This window comes from Streptomyces sp. NPDC033216 (assembly GCF_055577115.1).
This window is the reverse complement of sequence record NZ_JBVIQK010000003.1, coordinates 358,706-381,940: the sequence shown is the minus strand read 5'-3', so window position 1 is coordinate 381,940 and position 23,235 is coordinate 358,706. Positions and strand designations below refer to the sequence as shown.

The window sequence follows — 23,235 nt, the reverse complement described above, 5'->3', positions numbered from 1 at the left end:
CGGACCTGCCGCTCCTCAGGCGGTGCGGTCCGACAGTTCGACGGGCCGCGCCGCGGGCGGCTCGGTTCCGGTGATCGACAGCGAGCCGGTGGCGGCCGGGGCGGCGTAGGCCTGCCAGCGCTGCCCCGCGGAACGGTCACGGACCTTGACGACGACGTCTGCGCCGGATTCCGCACCGGCCGGGGCGAGGGCCAGCGACTCGTTCCAGCGGGGCAGCAACTCCCCCTGCGGGGTGAGGTCGTAGCGGACGTCGTCGGCGCGCGGGTCGCCGACCGCCGCGCACGCCTCCAGGATGACGACGCCGGCGTCCGCGTGCGCGTCCACGCACAGCTGGGGCTCGGCCAGGCTGCGCAGTCGCCCGTCCTTCTCGTACGACCACTGCTGGGACCGGTCGTTCGAGCAGTCCGCCAGTTCGAGGACGGCGCCCGCCTTCGCCTCACCGCGGACGTCCAGGCACAGGTCGGCGGCGAGGTTGCGCAGCCGGGTCCCTCGCGGGGCGTCGGGGAGCTTGGCGGTGTCGGGGCCCGAGGGGACCGTCGGGGTGGCGCGGGAGCCGGTGCCGGACGAGGCCGTGCCGTCGGCGGTGGCGGGCGGGGCGGCCGGCTCGGCGGTGCCGTCGTCGGTCCACAGGCCGGCCGCGAGCAGGGCGGTCAGCAGGCCGGCGCCGGCGAGGCCGACACCCGTGAACAGGGCGCGCGGGGAGCGCGGTCCCGCTCCGGGTTCGCGGCCGGGTGAGGGGGTACGGGCGAACAGACCTGCGGCGCGGCGCGTGCCGCGCGGGCGGCCACCGCGGTGCCGGGCGGAGCCGCGCAGCGGCACGGGCGGCCGTACGGCGCGGCCGGGCCGCGATTCGACGTAGCGGCGCGCTCCCCAGCCCAGCACGGCTTCGGCGAGCAGGACGCCCAGGTCGCCCTCGAAGTGGCCGAGTTGCTCCGCCGCCGCACGGCAGTAGCGGCAGGCGTCCATGTGCCGGCGGACGTCGGGCAGGAGGTCGCCGCCGCGACCTATGGGGACGTCGAGAAGCCGGTTGTAGAACCGGCATTCCTTGCCGGGCGCGAGGTCCCGGTGGGCGCGGACGCATCCCTCGCGGAGCTTGTCGCGGGCCTGTTCGTGGACGCCGGCCACGGTGTCGGTGTCCATGCCGAGCAGGCCGGCGGCGACGGTGATCGGCTCCGCCTCGACCTCGGCGTGCCACAGCACGCAGCGGGCGACCGGGGGCAGGCCCTGGAAGGCGCGTTCCGCGAGCAGCCGGTTCTCCGGGGTCATGGACTCGGCGGCCCGCATCCCCCGGGCGCCGGCCGGTTTCCCCAGGTCGGGCAGGACGCCGGAGAGTGTCTCGTCGGTGGCCCACTGCCGGACCGTGTCGCGCACGGTGACCAGGAGGCGGGGGCGCAGCGCGGTGCCGGGCTCGCCCAGCTTCAGCCGGTCGAGGACCTGGTGGAAGGCGGCGGTGGCGACCATGGAGGCGACGCCGGTCGGAGAGGCGAGGCAGATCACCGCGTAGTCGTGAACCGGTTGCCAGTGCCGCGCGATGAGCATCGCCGTGGACTGGGCCACCTCACTGTCCGTCCCCCCGCGGGTCCCCGAGGCGAGGGCCTCGTCGGATTCACCGGGTCCCGAGCCGGGCGGGGGGTAGGGCGGGCGGGGGGGCTGGGGGGTGAGCACTGTGCGGCTTCCTTCGGTACGTACCTGTCCGACGCGGCGGGAGCAGGTGTCCGCCTCCGCCGGCGAACACCGGGCACCCGGCCTCGGCCCCCGCACGAGTGGCTCACCTTCGCACAACCGAGTCGCGCGCAACAAGCCGCCGGGAATTCCCGGCCACTGTTGAAAGAATGTCGACAAGCGGCGCCCGATTCACCCTGTCCGCAGCGGATTTGGCCGCCCCTTCCGGCCTGTCACCCCGACCGCGTTGGCCGGTCACCCCGACCCCGTGTGAAGCGCGCGCTCGCGGCGGCGCCGCGCACACGTTCCCCGCGTGCGCGGCGCGTAGTGGACTGGGAGCCGGCCCTTCCTCGGAGGCCACGCGCGGGACGGCGGCTCTCCCTGCGCGAAACGGCCGCCGGCCCTGTTCACTCCCGCCCTGGGCCGGCGGCCCGCGAAGGCCTCGCTCAGATCTGCCAGGAACGGAGCCGGTCGGCCGCGCCGTACACGTCGGTCTTGCCGTCGATCAGGTCGCGGGTGAGGTCGACGAGGGCGCCGTAGGGCGGGTCGATGCCGACGCCGCTGACGAACATGTAGGCCACCGCCGTGGCGCTGGCGAAGCGGGCGTTGGCCGAGGGCAGGGGCTTGAGCAGCGCGAGGGTGTGCAGCAGCGCGGCGGCCCGCCAGGCCGGGTCGGAGTCCACGCCGAGCCGGGGCGGGTCGACCCGGTGGCGGGCGACGGCGGCGACGAGCGCGGAGAAGTCGTTGATGGTCGGCTGGTCCGGCAGGACCTCTTCGTGGCGCTGGAGCAGCCAGGGCACGTCGATGTGGATGACTGGGGTCATCGGTCAGGCGACCCGCCCCTCGCCCTTGACGGGTGCCTCGTCGTCGGGAAACGCCGCGGCGAACTCGTCGGCGTGGGTGGCGAAGAACCTGCGGAACGCCTCCGCGCCCTCCTGGAGCGCCCGGTGCCTTGCTATGTCGGCGGCGGCGGCCTCCCGGACGAGCGCCTTCATCGACGTACCGCGTTCCTTGGCGATCTGCCGCAGGTCCTCCAGCTCGCGATCGCTGAATTCCACATTGAGGGCTGGCATGTCCTTCACGGTACCGCTCGGGTACTTACGCGTAAATATCCCCTGGTCAAAGTAGCGACAAGGCGGTACCGAACGGTGTCCGAGCGATCCTGCCACCGGTCATTTCCTGGCAGGCTCGGACACCGTCCGGCCGCGAACGGTCTCCCTCCGGCAGCTGTCCCTGGTTCCTGCTCCGTGAGCCCCGGCCGCTATCCCTGGTCGGCCACGAAGGAGGCCATCCGGGCCAGGGCCGCGTTCCAGTTGATCGCCGTCTCGTTCGTCGACCACGACTGGATGTCGTCGATGTAGCAGAACTGCCCGACGCAGCCCTTGAGTTTCGCCTGCGCGAGCGGGTCCTGGATGCTGGAGTTCGGGCCGCCCGCCAGTGTGCCGTCCGGCGGGCCCGGCAGGTTGGGGTCGAGCTGGTGGGCGTACCAGCGGCTGTGCTGCTGATGGGCGGCGACGTCGCCGTAGCCGGTGACGTAGGAGATGTTCAGGGCGTTGCGGCCGAGGATGTTGTCCATCGCCTGGACCGCTCCGTCGCGGTACTTCGAGGCGCCGGTGATGTCGTAGGCGGTGGCGACGACCACGGCGTTGTTGAGGACCTGGTGGGCGGAGCCCCAGTCGTAGCGGTTGTCCTGGGGCGCGTACGGCATGCCGTACGCATGGCCCCGCAGGGTCGCGAGGTAGGCGTCCGCGCCCGTGACCACCGAACGGCGCACTTTGTCGCGGCCGGGCAGCCCGCTCGGGACGGTCGCGAGGTCGAGGCGGGCCGCCGCGGCGGTACGGGACCAGTCGAAGCCCTGGGGGACGAAGATGTCGGCCGTGTGGACCGGGGAGTTCAGGACGTGGTCGGCGAACCGCCGCTCACCGGTGGTGAGATACAGCTCGGCGGCCGCCCAGTAGAACTCGTCGGTCACGTCGTCGTCGCTGTAGGCGCCGCCGCCGATGCCGTCGGCCGGGTCGGCGTGGACGGCGGGGTGGGCGAGGGCGGCCGTCCACGCCGTGCGGGCGGCCGTCAGCGCGCGGGCGGCGAAGGCCTTGTCGTAGGGCTTGTACAGGCGGGCCGCCTGCGCGGCCGTCGCGGCCAGGTTCAGGGTCGCGGCGGTGGTCGGCGGATGCAGCTCGCGCTTCTGCGGGTCGTCGTCCGGCAGCATCGGCAGGCCGGTCCACTGCTCGTCGTGGACCTTGTGGTGCGCCATGCCGGCCAGCGGCTGCCCGTCCGGCACCTGCATCCTCAGCAGGAACTCCAGTTCCCAGCGGGCCTCGTCGAGGACGTCCGGCACCTTGTTGCCGCTCTCGGGGAGCGCGAGGGTGCCGTCGCCGAGCTTGGCCGGGTCGCCGGTGCGGGCCGTCAGCGCGCGTTCGTGGGTGCTGAGCAGCTCCCAGGTGGCGATGCCGCCGTTGACGACGTACTTGCCGTGGTCGCCGGCGTCGTACCAGCCGCCGGAGACGTCGAGGGTGTAGTCGCAGACGCCGGGCCGGCAGGGCACGGCGGTGTCCCCCTGGTTGGGGGCGACGCCGAGGTGTCCTGCGGCCCTGCCGTAGCCGGGCCGCAGGTCGTCGCGGATCTCGATGCCGCTGCGCTGCGGGTAGTAGTACTTGACCGCGTCCAGGCGGAGCCGCTCGTAGGCGGCCGTGCCGATGTCGAAGGGATGGCTCCTCTCGCCGTCCACGGACAGCGTGAAGCCGGTGCCGCGGGTGCGGTACGCGCCGAAGTCGACGGAGTGGACGTTCTGCCCGGAGGACGCGTCGAGGCCGCGCGGCACGGTCCAGCCCCGTGCGACGGTCGCGCCTGCGGCGTTCCGCAGTGCCCAGGGCAGCTTCCCGGTGGCGTCGGTGACGACGGTGGCGTTCTTGGGCCCGGCGGGCAGATAGGCGACCTGGTTGACGCGGACCCGCGGCCCGGTGTCGGGCTCGTACACCTCCGGCGGCACCCCGCCCAGCAGGGACACGTCGTCGAGGCAGAACCGCCAGGGCTCGGCGCTGCCGCCGACCTGGAAGGCGACCTGCCCCTGGGCGGAGTCGACCGGTGAGGTGAAGGTGTAGGAGTACGCCCCGGCCGGCTCGCCCAGCACCGGGACGGCCTCGTGCCAGGTCTCGTACGGCGCGACGGCCTGGCCGACGATCGCCCGCACCACGTGTCCCTCGGGCACACCGGACGCCTTGAAGGAGAACCGGTAGGTCTCCCCCTTGACCAGGGCGATGCCGTCCTGGCCGACCGCGGAGTCCCAGCGGTTGACGGTGCCGCCCGGCACGTCCGCGCACAGCCGGCCCTCCGACGGGGCGGTGACGGCGTTGCTGGACCACCAGGCGTCGGCGCCCGCGTCGAAGGTGCCGTTCCTGATCTGCTCGGTCTCCTCGGCTCCGGCCTGCGGCACGGGCAGCGCGGTGAGCGCCGCGGCCATCAGGGCCGCCAGGGGCAGCAGGGTGGTTCTGCGTGGTTTCACGTCTGGGCTCCTCCGGCAGATGCGGGAACGCTCCGGACGGGAGTGCGATGGGAGCGCTCCCAAAGGCGGTCGGAGCCCATGGTTGTTGCAGTCATGACACCCCGTCAACGGTCCGGACAGGACGGCTTGACCGTCACGGCCGCCGCCCTGCCCGGACCCGACCGGTTCCTATGCCTCCAACCTGCTGATCCTGATCGCCCCCTGAACCTCACCGGGGCGGCTGCTCACCAGGTTCAGCCGCAGCCGGGAGCCGCGGACGGCGTCGAAGGTGACGACCGTCGGCCGGTCCGAGACGTCCGCCCACTCGACGGCCGCCCCGGTGACGGGCGCACAACGCTCCCCGTCGCCGACCTCGACCTCGATCGCCGCCGGCAGGCTGTGCGCGGCCCCGGTCGTGAAGGACACCTCCACACGGTCGAAGGTCCGCGTCCGCCCCCAGTCCACCGACACCCAGTCCTTCGGGCGGGCCTGGCTGAAGGCGGGCAGCAGGGCGGTGGCCGCCTTGACGAAGGCGTTGGACCAGCCGGTGGCCGGATCGCCGTCCAGCATCGCGGCGGGCAGGGTGTCGGTCCGGCCCGAGTAACTGGCGTCGGCACGGGGATGGTTCGCGGGCTCGGGGAGGTCCGGGACGAAGGCGGGCGCGGGGGTGGTCGCCGCCGTGCGGGAGTGGGTGGTGCGCACGGTGACGGTTCCCTTGCGCAGGCCGTCCACCTGGGCGCTCACCTTCAGGGAGCCCGCCTTCGTCCCGGAGCGCACGATGGCGAGGGCTTTGCCGTGGAAGGCCGTGCGGGTGCTGGCCTGGTAGCGCTCGGCGCTCTCCTGGCGCCCGTTGTCGAGCCCCGCGAGGGATCCGCCGCGCACCTCGAAGGAGATGAGGTGCTCCGCGTCGGGCACGACCACACCTCGCGCGTCCACGACGTCGGCGGTGACGAAGACGAGCGAGCGGCCGTCGGCGGGAAGCGTCCCGCGGTCCGCGGTGAGGCGGACGGCGTGCGGGGCACCGGCCGTGCGCAGGACGTCGGTGGCGACGACCCTGCCGCCGTCGCGGGCGACGGCCTTCAGCACGCCCGGCCGGTAGGGCACCTTCCACGTGAGATGGAGTTTGCCGGCACTGCCGTTGGGGCTGGTGTAGCTGCCGGGGTAGGGGCCGGCCGTGAACGTCTTGTCGTCGCCGGTGGCCTCGGTGGTCTCCAGATACGGCCGCCCGTCGACGGTCCTCTTGGCGTCGAACTCCCGGACGCCGAGCGACTCTCCGTCGAGGAACAGCTCGACGCTCCTCACGTTGGCGTACGCCCACACCTCGACGGTGTCGCCCGGCTCGTGGTTCCACGTCGCCGGCAGCAGGTGGACCATCGGCTCGTCCGTCCACTGGCTGCGGAACAGGTGGTACATGTCCTTCGGGAAACCTGCCGTGTCCACGGCGCCGAAGAAGGACGCCTTCACGGGGAAGACGTCGTACGGCGTCGGCTCGCCGATGTAGTCGATGCCCGACCACAGGAACTGCCCGGTGAACCACTTCCGGTCGCGGTCCTTCTTGTGCCCGTACTCGCCGCTCATGGTCCAGGAGGCGAGGTTGTTGTCGTAGGACGAGGTCGCCCGTCTGCCGGGGGTGTGGTTCTCGCCCGTGTTGAGGCGCTCCGGCTCCTGGTACGTGCCCCGCGTCGAGGTCTCCGAGGACGACTCGGACTCGAAGAGGAACAGGTGGGGGTAGGCCGCGTGCAGGTCGTCCACCGATGTGGCGGTGTTGTAGTTGAGGCCGAGCCCGTCCAGCTTGGCCAGCATCAGATCGGCCGCCGAGCCCTTCGCGGGGAGCCTGCGGTACTTGTCGGAGCCGATCACCAAGGGCCGGGTGGCGTCGGCCGCCCGGATCGCGGCGATGATCCGGTCGGCCATGGCGAGACCGGCCGTGGTGGTCGAGTCGGGTATCTCGTTGCCGATGGACCACAGCACGACGGCGGGCGAGTTGCGGGCCGCGAGGACCATCTCGGGGGCGTCCCGCTCGCACCACTCGTCGAAGAACCGCCCGTAGTCGTAGCGGGTCTTGCCGGTGCGCCAGCAGTCGAAGGCCTCCACGAGCATCACGATGCCCAGTTCCTCGCAGATCCGGATCATCTCCGGCGCGGGCGGGTTGTGGGAGGTGCGGAAGGCGTTGACGCCCATCGACTTCATGATGGTCAGCTGCCGCCGGATCGCGTCGGCGCTGACGGCGGCGCCGAGCGCGCCCAGGTCGTGGTGGAGGTCGACGCCCTTGAGCTTGGCGTGGGCGCCGTTGAGGTGGAAGCCCTCGTCGGGGTCGAAGCCGAAGGTGCGGATGCCGAAGGGGGTGCGGTAGGTGTCGGCGCGCCGGCCGCCGACCCGCAGCTCGGTCTCCAGGGTGTACCGGCGGGGCGTGGCGAAGTCCCACAACAGGGGTTGGGGCACGACCAGTTCGTGGGTCTCCGTGGCCCGGTCGGTCACCGTGACGGTGGTGGACGTACGGGCCACCGTGCGGCCGTTCGGCGCGATGATCCTGGAGAGGACCTCCACGTCCGCGGCGGCGCCGGAGGCGTTCACCAGATCCGTGCGCGCCCGGACGACGGCCCGCTCGGCACCGACCTCGGGAGTGGTGACGTACGTGCCCCAGCGCGGGACGTGCACCGGCTCCGTGACGATCAGGCGGGCCTCGCGGTAGATGCCGCTGCCGGAGTACCAGCGGCTGCTGGGCAGCCGGTTCTGCACCTTCACCGCGAGGACGTTCTCGGTACTTCCGTCGGTGTGCACCAGATCGGTGAGATCGATGGCGAAGCCGGTGTAGCCGTAGGGGTGCCGGCCCGCCTCGATGCCGTTGCAGTAGACGTACGAGTCCATGTAGACGCCGTCGAACTCGACGGAGATCCGCTTGCCGGCGCAGTCCGGCGGCAGGGTGAAGGCCAGGCGGTACCAGCCGAGGCCACCGGGGAAGAAGCCGGTGCCACTGGTGGTGCCGTGCTCGGTCGTGGGGGTCTGCTCGATGCTCCAGTCGTGCGGGACGGCCACCCGCCTCCAGGCGGAGTCGTCGTGACCGGGGGCGGCGGCATCGGCGTACCGCCCCGTCGGGTCCGTGATCCCGCCCGGGTTCACCAGAGCGAAGCGCCAGCCGTCGCGCAGCGCGACCGTGCGCCGGCCGGAGCCGCCCGCGGCGGCGTCGGCGGCCTCGGCCACCGGGCTGCCGAGGAGCCCGCCTGCGGCGGGAGCGGCGGCGGAGGCGAGCAGGACCGATCTGCGAGTGACCGTCATGGCGGCTCTCCCTCATCAGGAACCAGAAGTACTCACAACTGGACTTCAGCAAACAGAATCTGACGCCGCGCCACTCGGGTCCGTCAAGGGGGCGGTCGCACTCGTCCGCCCACCTGCTCCGCGGCCCGCGTTCCGGCGGTGTCCGCACACCCGTCCGTGTGGCAGAGGACGACCCGCGTTCTCGTCCGTGCCGACGCCACAAGCACTAAGGTGGAACGCAGGTGGCCTGCCTGTTCACTGTGAGTGTCCGCGATGGAGTGGGGACGATGACCTCGGACGACCCGTTCGACGACGCCACGACGGCGCGAGCGGTCATTGCCGAGGACGGCACGCTGGCCGAGTGGAGCGAGGGTGCCCGCCGCCTGCTGGGCCACCGCTCCGCCGAGGTGGTCGGCAGGCCGGCCGCCGTTCTGCTGGCGGACGGCGGGCCGGCGCGGCCCCCCGGCCCCGACGAGGGCCGCTGGAGCGGCACCCTGGCGCTGCGCCACCGCGACGGTCACAGCGTGTCCGTGTGGGTGCTCGCCCACCGGCGTCGGTCGCCGGACGGCGGTCCGCTCACCTGGCTCGCCGTGACGCCGCTGCCCGCGGGGTTCCCGGACCCGCAGGACGACGACCTGGTGCGCGCCGCACTCGTCCAGTCCCCCTGTGCCACCATGATCTTCGACGACCGGCTGCGGCTTCGCGCGGTCAACGACGCCATGGCCGAGTTGGTCGCGCTGCCCGCCGCCCGCATCCGGGGCCTGCGGGTCACAGAGCTGGGTGACCGGCCGCAGAACGCGGAGATCGAGACGTACGTGCGCCGGGCCCTCGCCACCGGCGAGCGCCAGGAGATGCAGACCGTCATGAAGGCCCCCGGCGAGGAGCGGGCGCACGCCTGGCTGGCCCGGATCGCGCCGCTCACCGACGCCGCCGGACAGGTTCGGGGCGTCTGTGTGACCGCGCACGACTTCACCGAGCACTTCCTCGCGCGCGAGCGCCTCCAGCTGGTCAACGAGGCGAGCGTGCGCATCGGCAGCACCCTCGACATCACCCGTACGGCCCAGGAGCTGGCGGAGGTGTGCGTGCCCACGCTGGCCGACTTCGTCAGCGTCGACCTGCTGGACCCGCAGGAGTACGGCGGTGAGGCGAGCGGCCCGCTGACCGCGCCCGTCCGGCTGCGGCGGGCCGCCCACCACTCGGTCAGCCCGGGCGCCCCCGAGGCCGTCTGCAAGCCGGGGCAGGTGGACAGCTATCCGGCCGCCTCCCCCCAGGCCGGCTCGCTGCTCGCGGGCCGCACCGTCACCGCCGCCGTGCCGACCGGTGCCGACCTGGACGCGTGGCGCTCCTGGGACGAGCGGCGGGTCCAGCGGGTCCGGGAGTACGGCACCCACTCCACGATGTCCGTGCCCCTCCAGGCCCGCGGCACCACGCTCGGCGTGGTCGTCTTCTCCCGCTACCGGCGGCCGGAGGGCTTCTCGCCCGACGACGTGCTGCTGGCCGAGGAACTGACGGCCCGTGCCGCCGTCTGCATCGACAACGCCCGCCGCTACTCCCGTGAGCGCGAGACCGCCCTGGCCCTCCAGCGCAGCCTCCTGCCCCGCACCCTGCCCCGCACCGCCGCCGTGGACGCCGCCTCCCGCTATCTGCCGGCCGCCCGCGCCGGTGTCGGCGGCGACTGGTTCGACGTGATCCCGCTGTCGGGGATGCGGGTCGCGATGGTCGTGGGGGACGTGGTCGGGCACGGCATCCAGGCGTCGGCCACCATGGGCCGGCTGCGCACCGCCGTGCGCACCCTCGCCGACATCGACCTGGCGCCCGACGAACTGCTCACCCACCTCGACGACCTGGTCGTCCGGCTCTCCGAGGAGGCGGGCGGGGAGGGCAGCCCCGGCGAGGTCGGGGCGACCTGCCTGTACGCCGTGTACGACCCGGTGTCGCGGCGCTGCACGCTGGCCCGGGCCGGGCATCCGCCGCCCGTGCTGCTGCCGCCGAACGGCGAGCCACGCGGGGTCGAGCTGCCCGCGGGGCCCCCGCTGGGACTGGGCGGGCTGCCGTTCGAGTCGACCGAGCTGGAGGTGGCCGAGGGTTCCGTGCTGGCCTTCTACACCGACGGTCTCATCGAGTCCCGCGAGCGGGATGTGGACGCCGGTCACCGGATGCTGCGCGAGGCGCTGGCGGCGTACTCGGACTCCCTCGACGAGACCTGCGACCGGGTGCTGCACTCCCTGTTGCCGCAGGGCAGCGCCGCCGACGACGTGGCCCTGCTGCTCGCCCGCACCCGCGGTCTGCCTTCCTCCCAGGTCGCCACCTGGGACATCCCGGCGGACCCCGCGCTCGTCGCGCCGATGCGCAGGCAGGCCGTCGAGCAGCTCGCCCGCTGGGAGCTGAGCGAGCACGCGTTCACGGCGGAGCTGGTCGTGAGCGAGCTGGTCACCAACGCCATCCGGTACGGCGCCCGCCCCATCCGGTTGCGGCTGATCCACGACGCGACCACGCTGATCTGCGAGGTGTCCGACACCAGCCACACCGCGCCGCATCTGCGCCGGGCGAAGACGTTCGACGAGGGCGGCCGGGGGCTGCTGCTGGTCGCCCAGCTCACCCAGCGGTGGGGCAGCCGGCACACGGCGGAGGGCAAGACGATCTGGGCCGAGCTGGGACTGCTCGGGGACGACTGAGCGCCGGTCGCGGGCGGGTACGGGCAGGCCGGGTGTGGGTCGTGGCGTGCCGGGGCACCCGCCACGGGGACGCGCCACACCTGTGACGCGGGGACGCGGCATCGAAGGGTGGAGCGATGGCACACACGGCCCCGGCTGACCCGGACCGGGCGCGTTGCGCCCGGGAGCGCTCGTCCCCGGCGGGTTCGTCCGGGGGGCGGCGTCCGGCCGTCCTGGCGGCGGGTGCCATGGCGGTGCTCGGACTGCTGAGCGCCTGTGGCGCAGGCGGTGAGGGCTCCGGGCCCGCACCCGCCTCCTCACCCGCCGTCTCCTCCTCGGCCGTCTCCTCCCCGTCGTCGGCGATGTCCGCGCAGGTGTCCTCGGCGCCGGCCGCCACCACCGCGCCCTCCCCCGCCCGGCCCGTTGCCGGCGGCCGCTGCCACACCTCGGAGCTGCGTGCCTCCGTCGGACGCAATGACCCCGGGGCCGGGCAGGAGAACTTCCCGGTCGTCCTCACCAACGCGTCCGGCCGGACGTGCACCCTGCGCGGCTATCCGGGCGCCGCCTTCCTGGACGCCTCCGGCAGGCAACTGGGGCCGGATCCACGGCGGGAACCGGGCTCGACGCCGGTCACGGTGACGCTGGCACCGGGCCGCAGCGCCTGGGCGGGACTGACGTACTCCGACCCCGAGGTCAGCGGGGCCGAGGCGACCACTCCCACGACGCTGCTCGTGACACCGCCGGACGAGCGGGACCCGCTGCGGGTGCCGTGGACCGGCGGACAGGTCCCCGTGTCGGGCAACGCCTCGTCGGTGCGTCTCACCGTGCTCGCGGCCGGCACTGGCCCCTGATCCGGGACCCAGCCCCGCCCCGAGGCGCGTCGGCCGGAACCACCGCGGCCGACGGTGGCGTCACCGGCGGCCGTCCGAGCCGGGGCCTCCGTTACGGTGACCGCCGAAGCCGCCAGAGCCGAAGCCGCCGTATCCGTACCCCTGGTCCTGGGTGCCGCCGCTCGGACACGGGTACCCGTAGGGCCCGCAGGCGGTGTCTCCGGGGGCGGGTGTGACGCTGAGGATCGGAGTGGGGGTGAGGGTGGGGGCCGGCTCCGGGCCGGGCGTGGCGGCCGGGGGCTTCGACGCCTCGGGGGTGGGCTGCGGGGCCTCGGCTCGGGTATCGGAGAGGGTGCTGCCGGCGCCCCACTTGACGGCCTGCATCTGCGGGTCGGGCTGCGAGGTGTCGATCACCCAGCGCTGGGCGCCGCTGTCGGTGCGGTTCTTCAGGACGAGGGCGCCGGAGCCGTCGGTGGCGGCCGGAGCCAGGGCGAGGCTCTGGTTGGAGCGCGGGACGAGCGTGCCCTGGAGGGTGAAGTCGTAGCGGACGCTTCTGGCGCCGGGCTGCGAGGCGCCCACGCAGGGGGCCAGCCGCACCGAGTACCCGAGGTCGGAGTCGAGGCAGAGATCCGGGTTCCCGGTGTTGCGCAGCAGCCCGTCGGCCTCGTACGACCACTGCTGGCCGACGTCCGAGGAACACCTGGCCAGCTCGGTCTCGGCGCCCTTGACGGTCTTCGTGCCGACGCTACCGATGCACAGCCCGGAGGCCACGTTGCGCAGGCGGCCGCGCAGGGTGCCCTGGGTCTCCTCACCGGCGTCGGCCCAGGACGGGTCGGAGGTGGAGGCGTCCGTGTCGGGTGCCGGGGTGGCCGCGGCGTCGTCGCCCGACGAGGCGGAGTCGCCGCCGGAGAGCGCGGACCACAGCACCAGGGGGACGGCGACCAGCCCGCTGACCGTGAGCACGGCGACGGCGAGGTTGCGACGGCGGACGCGGCGGGCCGCCTTGTGCGCCGACCGCCGGGAGAGGAGGCGGGTGCGCCGGCCGGAGCGGCCTTCGGAACCGGCGCCGTCGTGCGGTTCCGAGCCCGGTGCGGGGGCCTCGGCGGGCTCACCGGCACCGGTCGTCCCGGCGGGGGCTGCGGCCGGCGTCTGGTCGATGAAGGCCTCGCCGACGAAGGCCGGCCGCTGGACGGGCGGTGCCGCGACGGGCGCGTCGGCGGAGGGTTCCGTCCTGGCTCTGAGGTAGGCGGCGGCACCCCAGCCGAGGACTCCCTCGGCGAGGGCGATGCCGAGGCCCGCGCCGAACTGGCCCAGCTGGTCGGCGGTGTGCGCGCAGTGCCGGCAGTGGCCGAGGTGGATGCGCAGGTCGGGGTCGACATCGATGCCGCCGCGGCGGCAGGTGACGTCGAGGAGCCGGTGGTAGCGGTGGCAGTCCTCGTCGACGGCGAGTTCGCGGTGAACCTGGAGACATTCCTCGCGCAGCCGTTCGCGGGCCCGGCGCAGTTCGACGCGGGCGCACTCCTCCTCCAGGCCGACCAGCCCTGCCGGGACGGCGAGGGGTTCGGCCTCGATCTCGGTGTGCCACAGCAGGCAGCGCGCCGACTGCGGCAGTCGCTGGAACGCCCGGGACAGCAGTCGGCGGTGCACGGGCGGCAGCAGCCGGGCGGCCGGCCGCTCGCCGTCGTCCTCGGCGGCGCGCAGGTCGGGGTGGAGCAGGTCTCGACGGCCGTCGGAGTCCCACTCCGCGGCTATGCGGCGCACAGTGACCAGAAGGTGGGGCCGCCACGCGGAGGTGGGCCCGTTCTGGCGCAGGGTCTCGCCGAAGATCCGGGTGAAGGCCGCAGTGGTGAGCATGCCGGCCGCACGCTCCCCGTCGGCGCACAGCCGCGCGTAGGCGAAGGCCGCCTCCCAGTGCCGGTCCAGCAGTTCACCGACGGGGTGCAACGCGGGCGAGGTGCCCGTCCAGTTCTTCAGCTCGGCGCTCAACTGTTCGTCCGTCACCTCGAAGCGGCGCGTCGAAGAGTAATTCGACAGGCCTGCGTCTTTCACGGCTGCATTCCTCCCGGGAACATGCGGCATAAAGTCCGTACCAAAGGGGTGGGCGATCCCGTCTTCGCAGCGACGGGAAGCCTTGCGCACAACGTTCGGCATCCCGAACACCCGCCGAGCGCGGCTCTGTGGGAACGCAGAGGGTGGGGACGGGGATGCCTCGTGCGCACAGTCGGGGAAAACACTCTCCATGCGCCGACGAGGCCCACCTTTGCACAGGCGGACCAGGCGGAACAAGGGATCTCGTGGTTTCGTGATTGCTCACCGCCACAATGCTTTTGACAAATCGTCGATGACGTCGTCATTCGGGACGGTCGCTGTAATGGTGTCCCTTTCAGGAGCTGATCGTGGGGGTATTCAGTCCGGACGCGGCGGACGCGGGGCGGCGCCCCGACGGCGGGCGCGGAACACCCGTGGCCCGCCGCGTCCGCCCGTCAGTGGCCCGAGACCGCGTGCGGGGTGTACGGCTGCTCCAGCTCCCGCGACTCCTCGTCGGTGAGGGTCAGTTCCACCGCCGCCACCGCGTCCACGATGTGGCCCGGCTTCGACGCGCCGATGATCGGGGCCGTCACCGTGTCCTGCTGGAGCAGCCAGGACAGGGCCACCCGGGCACGCGGGACGCCCCGGGCCCCGGCGATGCGGGTGACCGCCTCGACGACGGCGCGGTCGCTCTCGGGGGAGAGGCGGCTGCCGAACTCGTCCTGCGTACTGCGCTCGGTGGCGGTGCCCCGGTCGCGCGTGAGCCGGCCACGGGCCAGCGGACTCCACGGGAGCACACCGACGCCCTGGTCGGCGCAGAGCGGCAGCATTTCGCGCTCCTCCTCGCGGTAGAGGAGGTTGTAGTGGTTCTGCATGGAGACGAACGTCGTCCAGCCGTGCCGTTGCGCGGTGTACTGCATCTTGGAGAACTGCCAGGCGTACATCGAACTCGCCCCGAGGTAGCGCACCTTGCCCGCCTTCACGAGGTCGTCAGGGCTTCCATCGTGCGGCGGTGATCAGCCTGCCGACGTCCGCGGCGACGCCGGCGGCGCAGACGACGACGTAGAGGAAGGGCGGCTTCTCGTCCTGTGCGGTCACACCCGCACCCTACTGAAGGGCACAGGCGGGCCTCGGGCACCGGTGCGCGCTGCTGCGCCGGCCTCTCGTCCGGCACGGGGCGGGCCCTGGGCCGCCGTCCCCAGGGCCCGGAAAACCCGTTGCCGCGTCATGACCCGCTCCCGCAGGATCTGGCCATGCCTACGCTCGCCGCCCGCACGCCGATCCCGTCCGCCGCCGTCCTTCCGGCGCGGGTCCGGCAGCAGCCCGGCGTCCACCGGAGGCCCGAGCCCGCGCGCCCGTGACGGCCGCGCTCGTCGCCGGCCTGGTCGCCGGATACGGCATCGCCGTACCCGTCGGCGCGGTCGGGACGTATCTCGTCTCCCTCACCGCCCGTACCTCAGTGCGCACCGGTGTGTGCGCCGCGCTCGGCGTCGCCTCCGCCGACGGGCTCTACGCCCTCCTCGCCACCGTCGGCGGCTCGGCCGTGGCCGCCGCCCTGCGCCCCGTGCTCGGCCCCCTGCGCTGGGCCTCGGCCCTGGTCCTGCTCGCCCTCGCGGCCTGGGGTGCGACGACGGCCGTACGCCGGTATCGCGCCCACCGGCTCACCACCCGGACCGCCCCTCCCCCGCCGAGTCCGATGCGGGCCTATCTGAGCCTGCTCGGCCTCACCCTCCTGAACCCGACCACCGTGGTCTACTTCGCGGCACTCGTCCTGGGCACCGGTCCGGCGGACGTCGCACGCCCCTTCGAGCAGGCAGTGTTCGTCCTGGCGGCCTTCGCCGCGTCCGCGAGCTGGCAGGTGCTGCTCGCCGGGGGCGGCGCCCTGCTGGGCCGGGCGCTGACCGGCCACCGCGGGCGGCTGGTGACGGCTCTCGTGTCGAGTGCCGTGATGACGGTGCTGGCCCTGCGCATGCTCGGGTGACAGTGCGTCGGGCGGCGGATGAAACGCGCAGCTGCCAGTGTTGAACGCGGGTGTCGGTCTACGACATCACGAAGGCCAAGACGAAGGGGACAGATGCCATGCCTCTCAAGGGTGAGTACGAACCGAGTCCGACCCAGTGGGTGCGCGAGCAGGTGGAGTTGTACGAGAGCTCGGGCGGTACCGAGGGAACCACGCTCCAGGGCACCGGAAAGCCCGTGATCGTGCTGACGACGGTGGGCGCGAAGAGCGGGAGGATCCGCAAGACGCCCCTGATGCGGGTCGAGCACGAGGGGCGCTACGCCGCAGTCGCCTCGCTGGGCGGGGCCCCCAAGCATCCCGTCTGGTACTTCAACGTGAAAGCCGATCCCCGCGTGGAGCTACAGGACGGCCCGCAGAAGCGGGACATGAGGGCCCGTGAGGTGACCGGCGAGGAGAAGGCGCAGTGGTGGGAGCGGGCGGTCGCCGCCTACCCGCCGTACGCCGAGTACCAGCGGAACACCGACCGGGAGATCCCCGTGTTCGTCCTGGAGCCGGTCGACCAGCCGCACTGACCTGCCGATCGCGGCTCGGCGACCCCGCGGCCTGCTGACCTCGTGGCCTGCCGAGCGCTTGGGCCGGTGACCGAGGGACGCCGGCCCCGAGGGCCGGTGCCCGCGTGGCCCGGTGGGCTTCGGTGAGCCCTGCCGGTGCCCCGGCCGTCCCTCGCCGGAAGGAACTCCGCGGAAAAACCGCCGTCGGCCGGCATGGACGTATCCGTGCCGGGCAACCGATGGTCAGGCCCCGCCGCGCTCCCCCGTCGCGGCGGGGCTTTCGTCGTGCTCGTCGCGGTTGGGGGGATCGGGGCGGTCGGTCACGTCGAGGAAGATCTGGTCCGCCTCGGGGACGACACCGGCGATGGAACGCTTGATACGCATCGCGACCTCCTCGACCAGTTCGCTGTCCATGCCCGGCACCAGATCGACGCGGGCCGCCACCAGCGCCGAGTCCACGCCCGTCCGCATCGTGAACAGACCCTCGACACTGTCGATCTCCGGCTGCGCGGCCAGCAGGGCGCGGATCCGGTCGGCGGTCTCGGGGTCGGCGGCCTCACCGATCAACTGGTCGCGGGCCTCGCGGCCGAGTCCGTAGGCGACGCAGACGAGGAGCAGACCGATCGCGAGCGACGCGGACGCCTCCCACACCACCTGGCCGGTGACCATGTGCAGGGCCATGCCGATCGCGGCGAAGGTGACGCCGAGGACCGCGGTGCCGTCCTCGGCGAGGACCGTGCGCAGGGCCGGGTCCCGCAGGCCCGTGGCCGCGCCGCCCAGTCGGCGCACCTGGTACAGGGCCCGGAGCAGTGAGGCACCCTCCGCGAGGAAGGCGACGCCGAGCACCACCAGGCCGACCACGTAGCCGCTGAACCGCTCCTCGTCACCGGTGAGCAGCGCCTCGACGCCCTGGAAGAAGGAGAAGCACCCGCCCATGACGAAAATGCCCACGGCCGCGAGGAGCGACCAGAAGAAGCGTTCCTTGCCGTAGCCGAAGGGGTGCCGGCGGTCGGCGGGGCGGCGGCTGCGGCGCAGGGCGGCGAGCAGAAAGATCTCGTTGAGGCTGTCGGCCACGGAGTGCGCCGCCTCGGACAGCAGCGCGGGCGAGCCGGCGACCAGACCGCCCGCCAGCTTGGCGACCGCGATGACCAGGTTGGCCGCGAGCGCCACCAGCACGGTGACACGGGTCCGGCGGTCCGCGGCGGCCTCGGCGGCGCCGTTCGAGGTCGCGGTCGCGGCGGCCGCGCTTCGTAAGGCACTGCTCTTCGGGGGTGTGGTCCGCGCCGTCGTGCCTTTCGGGGTGTTGGATCGCGAGGTTGTCCCAGTCACCTCCGCCAAATGCCCCGGCCGATCGGACTCATACCGTGCCGTCGGCGGAAAACGGGGAAGGCGGTGAGGCAGGCACGTACGCACCACGACCGGGAGGAAGCATGGCGGGCCGGGCTGCCGACGGCAACAGCGCCCTCGGGCACAAGGCGTTCAAGCGGTCCGCGAGCCACTTCGCCGACCGGATCACCGCGGACGGCCGCGACGGGTGGCCCGTGGCGGCCGGCCGCTACCGCCTGGTCGTCAGCCGTGCTTGCCCGTGGGCGAGCCGGGCCGTGATCTCCCGGCGGCTGCTCGGGCTGGAGGACGCCCTTTCGCTGGCGATCGCCGACCCGGTGCAGGACGACCGCAGCTGGCGCTTCACCCTGGATCCCGACGGCCGGGACCCGGTGCTCGGTATCCGCTTCCTCGCCGAGGCCTACGACCGGCGCGAGAAGGATCACCCCGGCGGGGTGAGCGTGCCGGCGATCGTGGACGTCACCGACGGGAAGCTGGTCACGAACGACTACCGGCGGATCACCCTCGATCTCGCCACAGAGTGGCGGGCCCTGCACCGGGAGGGGGCGCCCGACCTCTACCCGGAGCCGCTGCGCCACGAGATCGACACGGTCATGGCCGAGGTGTACGAGGACGTCAACAACGGCGTGTACCGGGCCGGGTTCGCGAGCGGCCAGGGCGAGTACGAGGAGGCCTGCGCCGCGGTCTTCCGGCGGCTGGAACTGCTGGCGTCCCGGCTGGCCGGGCAGCGGTACCTCGTCGGGGACGCCATCACCGAGGCGGACATCCGGCTCTTCACCACGCTGGTGCGGTTTGACGCCGTGTATCACGGCCACTTCAAGTGCAACCGGTGGAAGCTGACGGAGAACGAGGTGCTGTGGGCGTACGCCCGCGACCTGTACCAGACCCCCGGATTCGGTGACACGGTCGACTTCGATCACATCAAGCGCCACTACTACCAGGTCCACACCGGCATCAACCCGGCCCGGATCGTCCCCCTCGGACCCGACCTGTCCGGCTGGCTGAGCCCGCACCAGCGGGAGCGGCTCGGCGGGCGGCCGTTCGGAGACGGGACGCCGCCGGACCCGCCACGGCCGGGCGAGGAGGTCCCGCCGCAGGGCCGGCCCTGACTCGCCGCACACCCGATCCCGTCCCAACGCACTCAGGAGGTACATGTGGGTAAGAAGCAGAAGCTCCCGCTCGTCTACCAGCCCGTCGGCTTCGTCTTCGGCTGGGCCAGCGGCGCGCTGGCGGGGATGGCCTTCCGCAAGGTCTGGAAGGCCGTCCGCCACGAGGACAACGCACCCGACGCGCTGGACCGGGACCGCGGCTGGGGAGAGGTCATCCTGGCCGCGGCCATCCAGGGGGCGATCTTCGCCGCGGTGCGCAGCGCGGCGGACCGTACCGGCGCGAAGGCCATCGAACGGTCGACCGGTGTGTGGCCCGCGAAGGAGAAGGGCGGCCGGGACTGAGGAACACGGCCGGCGCCGCCCCTTCACGGGGCGGCGCCCCGCTCAGTCCTGCTTCGGCGCCGTGGACGGCCGCAGTCGCAGGGTGAAGGAATGCCCGGCCGGGTCCGCGTACTGGCGTTCCTCGTGCGGGCCGGGGGCGCCCTTCGTCTCGAGGGGCCGCCCGCCGAGGCTCACGATCCGGCGCTCCGCCTCGTCGAGGTCCTCCACCAGGAACTCGAGGTGGGCCTGGAACGAGTTCTCGGGGCGGGGCCAGCTGGGCGGGGTCATGTTGACGTCGCGCCGGAATCCGAGACGGGTGCCGGCGGCGCCCACGATCTCCACGAGGTTGGCGCTCGCGACGCTCTCCTCGGCGTCCAGCAGCGCCTTGTAGAACTCGGCGAGCTTCTCGGGCTCGGCGCAGTCGAGCACCACGGTGCCCGCTTTCACCAGTGCCATGTCTCTCCTTCGCGAGGTCCGGTGGCGGGGCGGACCCGCGCCGCCCCCGAAGTCTGCGGATACCCCGGATTCAGACGGCCACCAGCCATTCCCCGCCCCCCGTCGGCTCCCTCCCCTGCGGTGCCTCCGTTCCGCGCCGGGCCCGCACGCGGCGCGGCCGGACGGAGAAGTACATGCAGGGCTTGACCAGTTCGGCCCGCGCGTCGGAGCCGGCGCCGGCAGCGAAGATCTCGGCGCCCGCCTCCGGGAGGCCGACGGCCCACCCGCCTTCGGGAGGCCGACGGGCCCCACCCGGAGTCCAACGACGCCGCTCGGCGCTGGACTTCCTGGACACCTGTCCACCTATACTGGACACCTGTCCAAGAAATGGGGAAGACGAATGACAGCCGTCGCCGACGTTCTCGTGGGGCTCGTCGCCGCGTTGCACCTCTACATCCTGGTGATGGAGATGTTCCTGTGGCAGAAGAAGCAGGGGCGCTCGTTGCACGGTTTCGATGCGGAGATGGCTCGGGCGACCGCCCCGATGGCCGCCAACCAGGGGCTCTACAACGGGTTTCTCGCGGCGGGCCTGGTCTGGGGACTGATCGCCGGCGACCCGACGGGTTTCCGGGCGCAGGTGTTCTTCCTGTCCTGCGTGATCGTCGCGGGCGTCTACGGCGCGGTCACGGCGAACCGCCGGATCCTGGTCGCGCAGGCGCTTCCCGGCGCCCTCGCCCTGACCGCCGTCCTGATCGCGCGGTGACCCGCCGCGAACCCGAGGACCCGCGGGCGGCCCGCACCCGGGCGAGGCTGCGCACCGCGCTCCTCGACGAGTGCGCCGAACGGCCACTGGCGGAGGTCGGCGTAGCCGCGCTGGTCCGCCGGGCCGGCGTCGGCCGCGCCACCTTCTACGTCCACTACGACGATCTGGAGGCCCTCGCGGTCGACGCCTGCGCGGACGTCGTACGCGAGGCGGTGGAGGCGCTGCACGCCTGGCGGGGGCGGCCCGATCCGGTGCGCGCCCCGGCGGCGCTCGCCGGGTTCTTCGCGTCGCTGAGCCCGCACGCGGCGCTGTACCGCGCCCTGTTGACGCCGGGCGGCGGCGGGCCGCTGGGGCGCGTGCTGCACCGGGATCTGCGGGCGTACAGCCTGCGGGAGCGCGAGCGGGCGGGCGCCGCGGACGCGCCGCTGGTCGCCTCGGCCGTCGCCGCGACCTTCGCGGGGGTGCTCGCGGACTGGCTGCACGGCCTCCTGGACGGCGGTCCCGCCGAGATCGCCGACCAGGTGTGGCAGTTGCTGGTCGCCCTGCACACCAGCCGCTGAACCCTCACATGCAGGCCACCCCGCCCGTCGCCGAGGGCCAGGCCTCGACGCCGTCGGGGGTGCGGACGTACGCCGTCCCGCGGTCGTCCGTCAGCCACAACTGCCGACCACGGCAACGGTATCCGGTGTCGCGCGCGTCGGCGGGGAGGGTGACGTCGGGGTCGTAGGGGGCGGTCAGCGCCTCGGTTCCGAGGACGCTGCGCGCATTCCCGCCCCCGTTCCCTCGGCTGTCCTCGCGCTTCTGCGACGCGGCGGGAACCCGGAACGTTCAACGGGCCGTCTGGAACGTCTTCCGGTACGCCTGGGGCGAGACACCGATCGCCGCGTGCAGGTGCTGGCGCAGCGAGGCGCCCGTGGCGAAGCCGACCCGGCCGGCGATCTGGTCCACCGTCAGGTCGCTGGACTCCAGCAGGTGCCGGGCGTGCGCCACGCGCTGCTGGATCAGCCAGCGGCCGGGGCTGAGACCCACCTCGTCGTGAAAGCGGCGGGCGAAGGTGCGCAGGCTCATCCGGGCGTGCGCCGCGAGGTCGGCGAGAGTGAGGGGTTCGCCGAGGCGCCGCAGGGCCCAGGCACGGGTGGCCGCCGTGCTCGCGGCCCCCGTCTCGGGCACCGGCCGCTCGATGTACTGGGCCTGTCCGCCGTCCCGGAAGGGCGGGACGACACAGCGGCGGGCCACCGTGTTGGCGAGGTCGCTGCCGTGGTCCTTGCGGACGAGATGGAGGCAGACGTCCACGCCGGAGGCGGCGCCGGCGGAGGTCAGCATCGGGTCGTCGTCGACGAACAGGACGTCCGGGTCGAGGTCGACGTGCGGGAACATCCGGCGGAACTCGTCGGCGAGCTGCCAGTGGGTGGTGGCCCGGCGGCCGTCGAGGAGACCGGCGGCGGCGAGCACGAAGGCGCCGGTGCAGATGGACACGATGCGCGTGCCGGGGCGGATGCGGGCGAGGGCGGCGGCGGCCCCGTCGGGGAGGCCGGCGGTGACCCGCGAGGGCGAGACCGGGGCGATGACGACGGTGCCGGCGGTTTCGAGCACCTCGGGACCGTGTGCGACGCCGATCGTGAAGTCCGCGTTCGTGCGCACCGGCCGGCCGTCGACCGTGCAGGTCAGTACCTCGTACCGGCCGTCGGCCGCGCCGAGGATGCGGCTCGGGATGCCGAGTTCGAAGGGATAGACGCCGTCGAGGGCGAGGACGACCACGCGTTCGGGATGCTGTCTGTTGCCGCGCATGGCACGATCCTATCGAAGAGTGGCAATCATGCCATTTACTGGGTGCGCGGACCCTGGCAGGCTGTGGCCCCATGAGTACTGAGCGCACGATGCGCGTCATCGGACAGGACGTCCTCGGCGGACCCGAGGTTCTGAAGGTGGAGACGGTGGAGCGGCCCGAGCCGCGCCCCAACGAGGTATTGGTGCGGGTGCGCGCGGCCGGGGTGAACCCCACCGACTGGAAGCACCGCGCCTCGGGCGGCTTCCTCGGCAAGCCACCGTTCACGCTGGGCTGGGACGTCTCCGGCACGGTGGAGAAGGTGGGCATCGGCGTCGCCGCCTTCGCCCCCGGTGACGACGTCTTCGGCATGCTGCCCTACCCGCACGGTCACGGCTCGCACGCCGAGTACGTCGTCGCCCCGGTGCGCGCCCTCTGGCACAAGCCCGCCTCGATCGACCATGTGCAGGCGGCCGCGCTGCCGCTGGTGTCGCTGACCGCCCTCCAGGCACTGGGCGAGGTCGCCGACGTCCGGGCGGGACAGCGGGTACTGATCCACGCGGCGGCCGGCGGCGTCGGGCACGTGGCCGTGCAGATCGCCAAGGAGCGCGGCGCGTATGTGATCGGCACGGCGAGCGCGGCCAAGCACGACTTCCTGCGGGAACTGGGCGCCGACGAGGTGATCGACTACCGGGAGACCGACTTCACGCAGGCCGTGAAGGACGTCGACGTGGTGCTGGACACCATCGGCGGCAGCACCTCGACGGGTTCGCTGCGGGTGCTGCGCCCGGGCGGCGTCGTGGTCTCGATCCTGCCGGTCGGGTCGCGGAAGTTCTTCGACGAGGCCGAAGCGCTCGGCGTGCGCGCGGTGCGGATGCTGGTGGACGCCGACCGCGCCGGAATGCGCCGGATCGCCGCTCTGGTCGAGGCGGGCAGCCTGCGCGCCACGATCGCCGGGACGTTCCCACTGGCCGATGCGGCCGAGGCGCACCGGCTCGGCGACACCGGCCGGACCACCGGAAAGCTGGTCCTGACCGTGGACTGATTGCCCGTCAGTCGACGGTGGACTGACCGTCC

General features: G+C 73.2%; 19 protein-coding genes and 2 pseudogenes. 9 read left to right on the top strand and 12 right to left on the bottom strand.

The window, feature by feature from the left end; all coding sequences use genetic code 11:
• Positions 1-15: 15 nt before the first annotated feature.
• From ACZ5Y0_RS08400 to ACZ5Y0_RS08380, 5 genes are all read right to left on the bottom strand, one after another.
• Positions 16-1,665, bottom strand: a complete 1,650-nt coding sequence (locus ACZ5Y0_RS08400) for a ricin-type beta-trefoil lectin domain protein (RefSeq protein ID WP_469127833.1) — start codon at positions 1,663-1,665, stop codon at positions 16-18.
• A 443-nt stretch (positions 1,666-2,108) separates the two neighbouring features.
• On the bottom strand, positions 2,109-2,486 hold the full coding sequence (locus tag ACZ5Y0_RS08395; RefSeq protein ID WP_356565833.1) for a toxin Doc: 378 nt from the start codon (positions 2,484-2,486) through the stop codon (positions 2,109-2,111).
• Positions 2,487-2,489: 3 nt separating this feature from the next.
• The gene (locus ACZ5Y0_RS08390; RefSeq protein WP_469127832.1) at positions 2,490-2,735 is read right to left on the bottom strand and encodes a hypothetical protein; all 246 of its coding nucleotides are present in this window, start codon (positions 2,733-2,735) and stop codon (positions 2,490-2,492) included.
• A 188-nt stretch (positions 2,736-2,923) separates the two neighbouring features.
• Complete coding sequence (locus ACZ5Y0_RS08385) at positions 2,924-5,164, bottom strand: glycoside hydrolase family 9 protein (RefSeq protein WP_469127831.1); 2,241 nt, start codon at positions 5,162-5,164, stop codon at positions 2,924-2,926.
• Positions 5,165-5,332: 168 nt separating this feature from the next.
• Positions 5,333-8,419: a glycoside hydrolase family 2 TIM barrel-domain containing protein gene (locus tag ACZ5Y0_RS08380; RefSeq protein ID WP_469127830.1), complete on the bottom strand. Its 3,087-nt coding sequence runs from the start codon at positions 8,417-8,419 to the stop codon at positions 5,333-5,335.
• A 266-nt stretch (positions 8,420-8,685) separates the two neighbouring features.
• On the opposite strand from ACZ5Y0_RS08380, the gene ACZ5Y0_RS08375 reads away from it, so the two are divergent.
• Both ACZ5Y0_RS08375 and ACZ5Y0_RS08370 read left to right on the top strand, forming a co-directional pair.
• Complete coding sequence (locus ACZ5Y0_RS08375) at positions 8,686-11,073, top strand: SpoIIE family protein phosphatase (RefSeq protein WP_469127829.1); 2,388 nt, start codon at positions 8,686-8,688, stop codon at positions 11,071-11,073.
• Between the two features lie 116 nt (positions 11,074-11,189).
• Positions 11,190-11,903, top strand: coding sequence for a DUF4232 domain-containing protein (locus tag ACZ5Y0_RS08370; protein ID WP_469127828.1), 714 nt, complete (start codon positions 11,190-11,192; stop codon positions 11,901-11,903).
• A 60-nt stretch (positions 11,904-11,963) separates the two neighbouring features.
• Here ACZ5Y0_RS08370 and ACZ5Y0_RS08365 read toward each other — a convergent pair whose 3' ends face one another.
• The 3 genes and pseudogenes from ACZ5Y0_RS08365 to ACZ5Y0_RS08355 all read right to left on the bottom strand — a co-directional run.
• Complete coding sequence (locus tag ACZ5Y0_RS08365) at positions 11,964-13,931, bottom strand: RICIN domain-containing protein (RefSeq protein WP_469127827.1); 1,968 nt, start codon at positions 13,929-13,931, stop codon at positions 11,964-11,966.
• 434 nt (positions 13,932-14,365) lie between these two features.
• Positions 14,366-14,899 (bottom strand): annotated as a pseudogene (locus ACZ5Y0_RS08360) (aldo/keto reductase); the annotation flags it as partial.
• 13 nt (positions 14,900-14,912) lie between these two features.
• A pseudogene (locus ACZ5Y0_RS08355) lies at positions 14,913-15,008 on the bottom strand (flavoprotein); the annotation flags it as partial.
• Positions 15,009-15,267: 259 nt separating this feature from the next.
• On the opposite strand from ACZ5Y0_RS08355, the gene ACZ5Y0_RS08350 reads away from it, so the two are divergent.
• Together ACZ5Y0_RS08350 and ACZ5Y0_RS08345 are read left to right on the top strand one after the other, a co-directional pair.
• Complete coding sequence (locus ACZ5Y0_RS08350; protein ID WP_469127826.1) at positions 15,268-15,891, top strand: LysE family transporter; 624 nt, start codon at positions 15,268-15,270, stop codon at positions 15,889-15,891.
• A gap of 98 nt (positions 15,892-15,989) precedes the next feature.
• Positions 15,990-16,442: a nitroreductase family deazaflavin-dependent oxidoreductase gene (locus ACZ5Y0_RS08345; RefSeq protein WP_469127825.1), complete on the top strand. Its 453-nt coding sequence runs from the start codon at positions 15,990-15,992 to the stop codon at positions 16,440-16,442.
• Positions 16,443-16,664: 222 nt separating this feature from the next.
• Here ACZ5Y0_RS08345 and ACZ5Y0_RS08340 read toward each other — a convergent pair whose 3' ends face one another.
• A complete protein-coding gene (locus tag ACZ5Y0_RS08340) occupies positions 16,665-17,597 on the bottom strand; it encodes a cation diffusion facilitator family transporter (RefSeq protein WP_469128034.1) in 933 nt (310 codons plus the stop codon).
• Positions 17,598-17,851: 254 nt separating this feature from the next.
• On the opposite strand from ACZ5Y0_RS08340, the gene ACZ5Y0_RS08335 reads away from it, so the two are divergent.
• The gene (locus ACZ5Y0_RS08335; RefSeq protein WP_469127824.1) at positions 17,852-18,874 is read left to right on the top strand and encodes a glutathione S-transferase family protein; all 1,023 of its coding nucleotides are present in this window, start codon (positions 17,852-17,854) and stop codon (positions 18,872-18,874) included.
• 45 nt (positions 18,875-18,919) lie between these two features.
• Positions 18,920-19,216, top strand: coding sequence for a DUF4235 domain-containing protein (locus ACZ5Y0_RS08330; RefSeq protein WP_467515971.1), 297 nt, complete (start codon positions 18,920-18,922; stop codon positions 19,214-19,216).
• Positions 19,217-19,258: 42 nt separating this feature from the next.
• Here ACZ5Y0_RS08330 and ACZ5Y0_RS08325 read toward each other — a convergent pair whose 3' ends face one another.
• Together ACZ5Y0_RS08325 and ACZ5Y0_RS08320 are read right to left on the bottom strand one after the other, a co-directional pair.
• Positions 19,259-19,651 (bottom strand): VOC family protein, encoded by a 393-nt coding sequence (locus ACZ5Y0_RS08325; RefSeq protein WP_469127823.1) that lies wholly within the window; start codon positions 19,649-19,651, stop codon positions 19,259-19,261.
• Between the two features lie 70 nt (positions 19,652-19,721).
• Entirely contained in the window at positions 19,722-19,985 is a 264-nt protein-coding gene (locus tag ACZ5Y0_RS08320; RefSeq protein ID WP_469127822.1) for a hypothetical protein, read from the bottom strand.
• Between the two features lie 45 nt (positions 19,986-20,030).
• On the opposite strand from ACZ5Y0_RS08320, the gene ACZ5Y0_RS08315 reads away from it, so the two are divergent.
• Together ACZ5Y0_RS08315 and ACZ5Y0_RS08310 are read left to right on the top strand one after the other, a co-directional pair.
• Entirely contained in the window at positions 20,031-20,393 is a 363-nt protein-coding gene (locus ACZ5Y0_RS08315) for a DUF1304 domain-containing protein (protein ID WP_469127821.1), read from the top strand.
• The gene (locus ACZ5Y0_RS08310; protein ID WP_469127820.1) at positions 20,390-20,953 is read left to right on the top strand and encodes a TetR/AcrR family transcriptional regulator; all 564 of its coding nucleotides are present in this window, start codon (positions 20,390-20,392) and stop codon (positions 20,951-20,953) included. The genes ACZ5Y0_RS08315 and ACZ5Y0_RS08310 overlap by 4 nt, the downstream gene beginning before the upstream one ends.
• Positions 20,954-21,221: 268 nt before the next feature.
• Here ACZ5Y0_RS08310 and ACZ5Y0_RS08305 read toward each other — a convergent pair whose 3' ends face one another.
• On the bottom strand, positions 21,222-22,181 hold the full coding sequence (locus ACZ5Y0_RS08305) for a GlxA family transcriptional regulator (protein ID WP_469127819.1): 960 nt from the start codon (positions 22,179-22,181) through the stop codon (positions 21,222-21,224).
• Between the two features lie 71 nt (positions 22,182-22,252).
• Between ACZ5Y0_RS08305 and ACZ5Y0_RS08300 the strand changes: the two genes are divergently transcribed.
• Positions 22,253-23,203 (top strand): NADP-dependent oxidoreductase, encoded by a 951-nt coding sequence (locus ACZ5Y0_RS08300; protein WP_469127818.1) that lies wholly within the window; start codon positions 22,253-22,255, stop codon positions 23,201-23,203.
• The last annotated feature ends 32 nt before the right edge of the window (positions 23,204-23,235 follow it).

Coding starts and splice junctions, on each gene's coding strand:
- ACZ5Y0_RS08395 (WP_356565833.1), bottom strand. CDS start 2,486: ATGACCCCAGTCATCCACATCGACGTGCCCTGGCTGCTCCAGCGCCAC.
- ACZ5Y0_RS08390 (WP_469127832.1), bottom strand. CDS start 2,735: ATGCCAGCCCTCAATGTGGAATTCAGCGATCGCGAGCTGGAGGACCTG.
- ACZ5Y0_RS08380 (WP_469127830.1), bottom strand. CDS start 8,419: ATGACGGTCACTCGCAGATCGGTCCTGCTCGCCTCCGCCGCCGCTCCC.
- ACZ5Y0_RS08375 (WP_469127829.1), top strand. CDS start 8,686: ATGACCTCGGACGACCCGTTCGACGACGCCACGACGGCGCGAGCGGTC.
- ACZ5Y0_RS08370 (WP_469127828.1), top strand. CDS start 11,190: ATGGCACACACGGCCCCGGCTGACCCGGACCGGGCGCGTTGCGCCCGG.
- ACZ5Y0_RS08345 (WP_469127825.1), top strand. CDS start 15,990: ATGCCTCTCAAGGGTGAGTACGAACCGAGTCCGACCCAGTGGGTGCGC.
- ACZ5Y0_RS08335 (WP_469127824.1), top strand. CDS start 17,852: ATGGCGGGCCGGGCTGCCGACGGCAACAGCGCCCTCGGGCACAAGGCG.
- ACZ5Y0_RS08325 (WP_469127823.1), bottom strand. CDS start 19,651: ATGGCACTGGTGAAAGCGGGCACCGTGGTGCTCGACTGCGCCGAGCCC.
- ACZ5Y0_RS08315 (WP_469127821.1), top strand. CDS start 20,031: ATGACAGCCGTCGCCGACGTTCTCGTGGGGCTCGTCGCCGCGTTGCAC.
- ACZ5Y0_RS08305 (WP_469127819.1), bottom strand. CDS start 22,181: ATGCGCGGCAACAGACAGCATCCCGAACGCGTGGTCGTCCTCGCCCTC.
- ACZ5Y0_RS08300 (WP_469127818.1), top strand. CDS start 22,253: ATGAGTACTGAGCGCACGATGCGCGTCATCGGACAGGACGTCCTCGGC.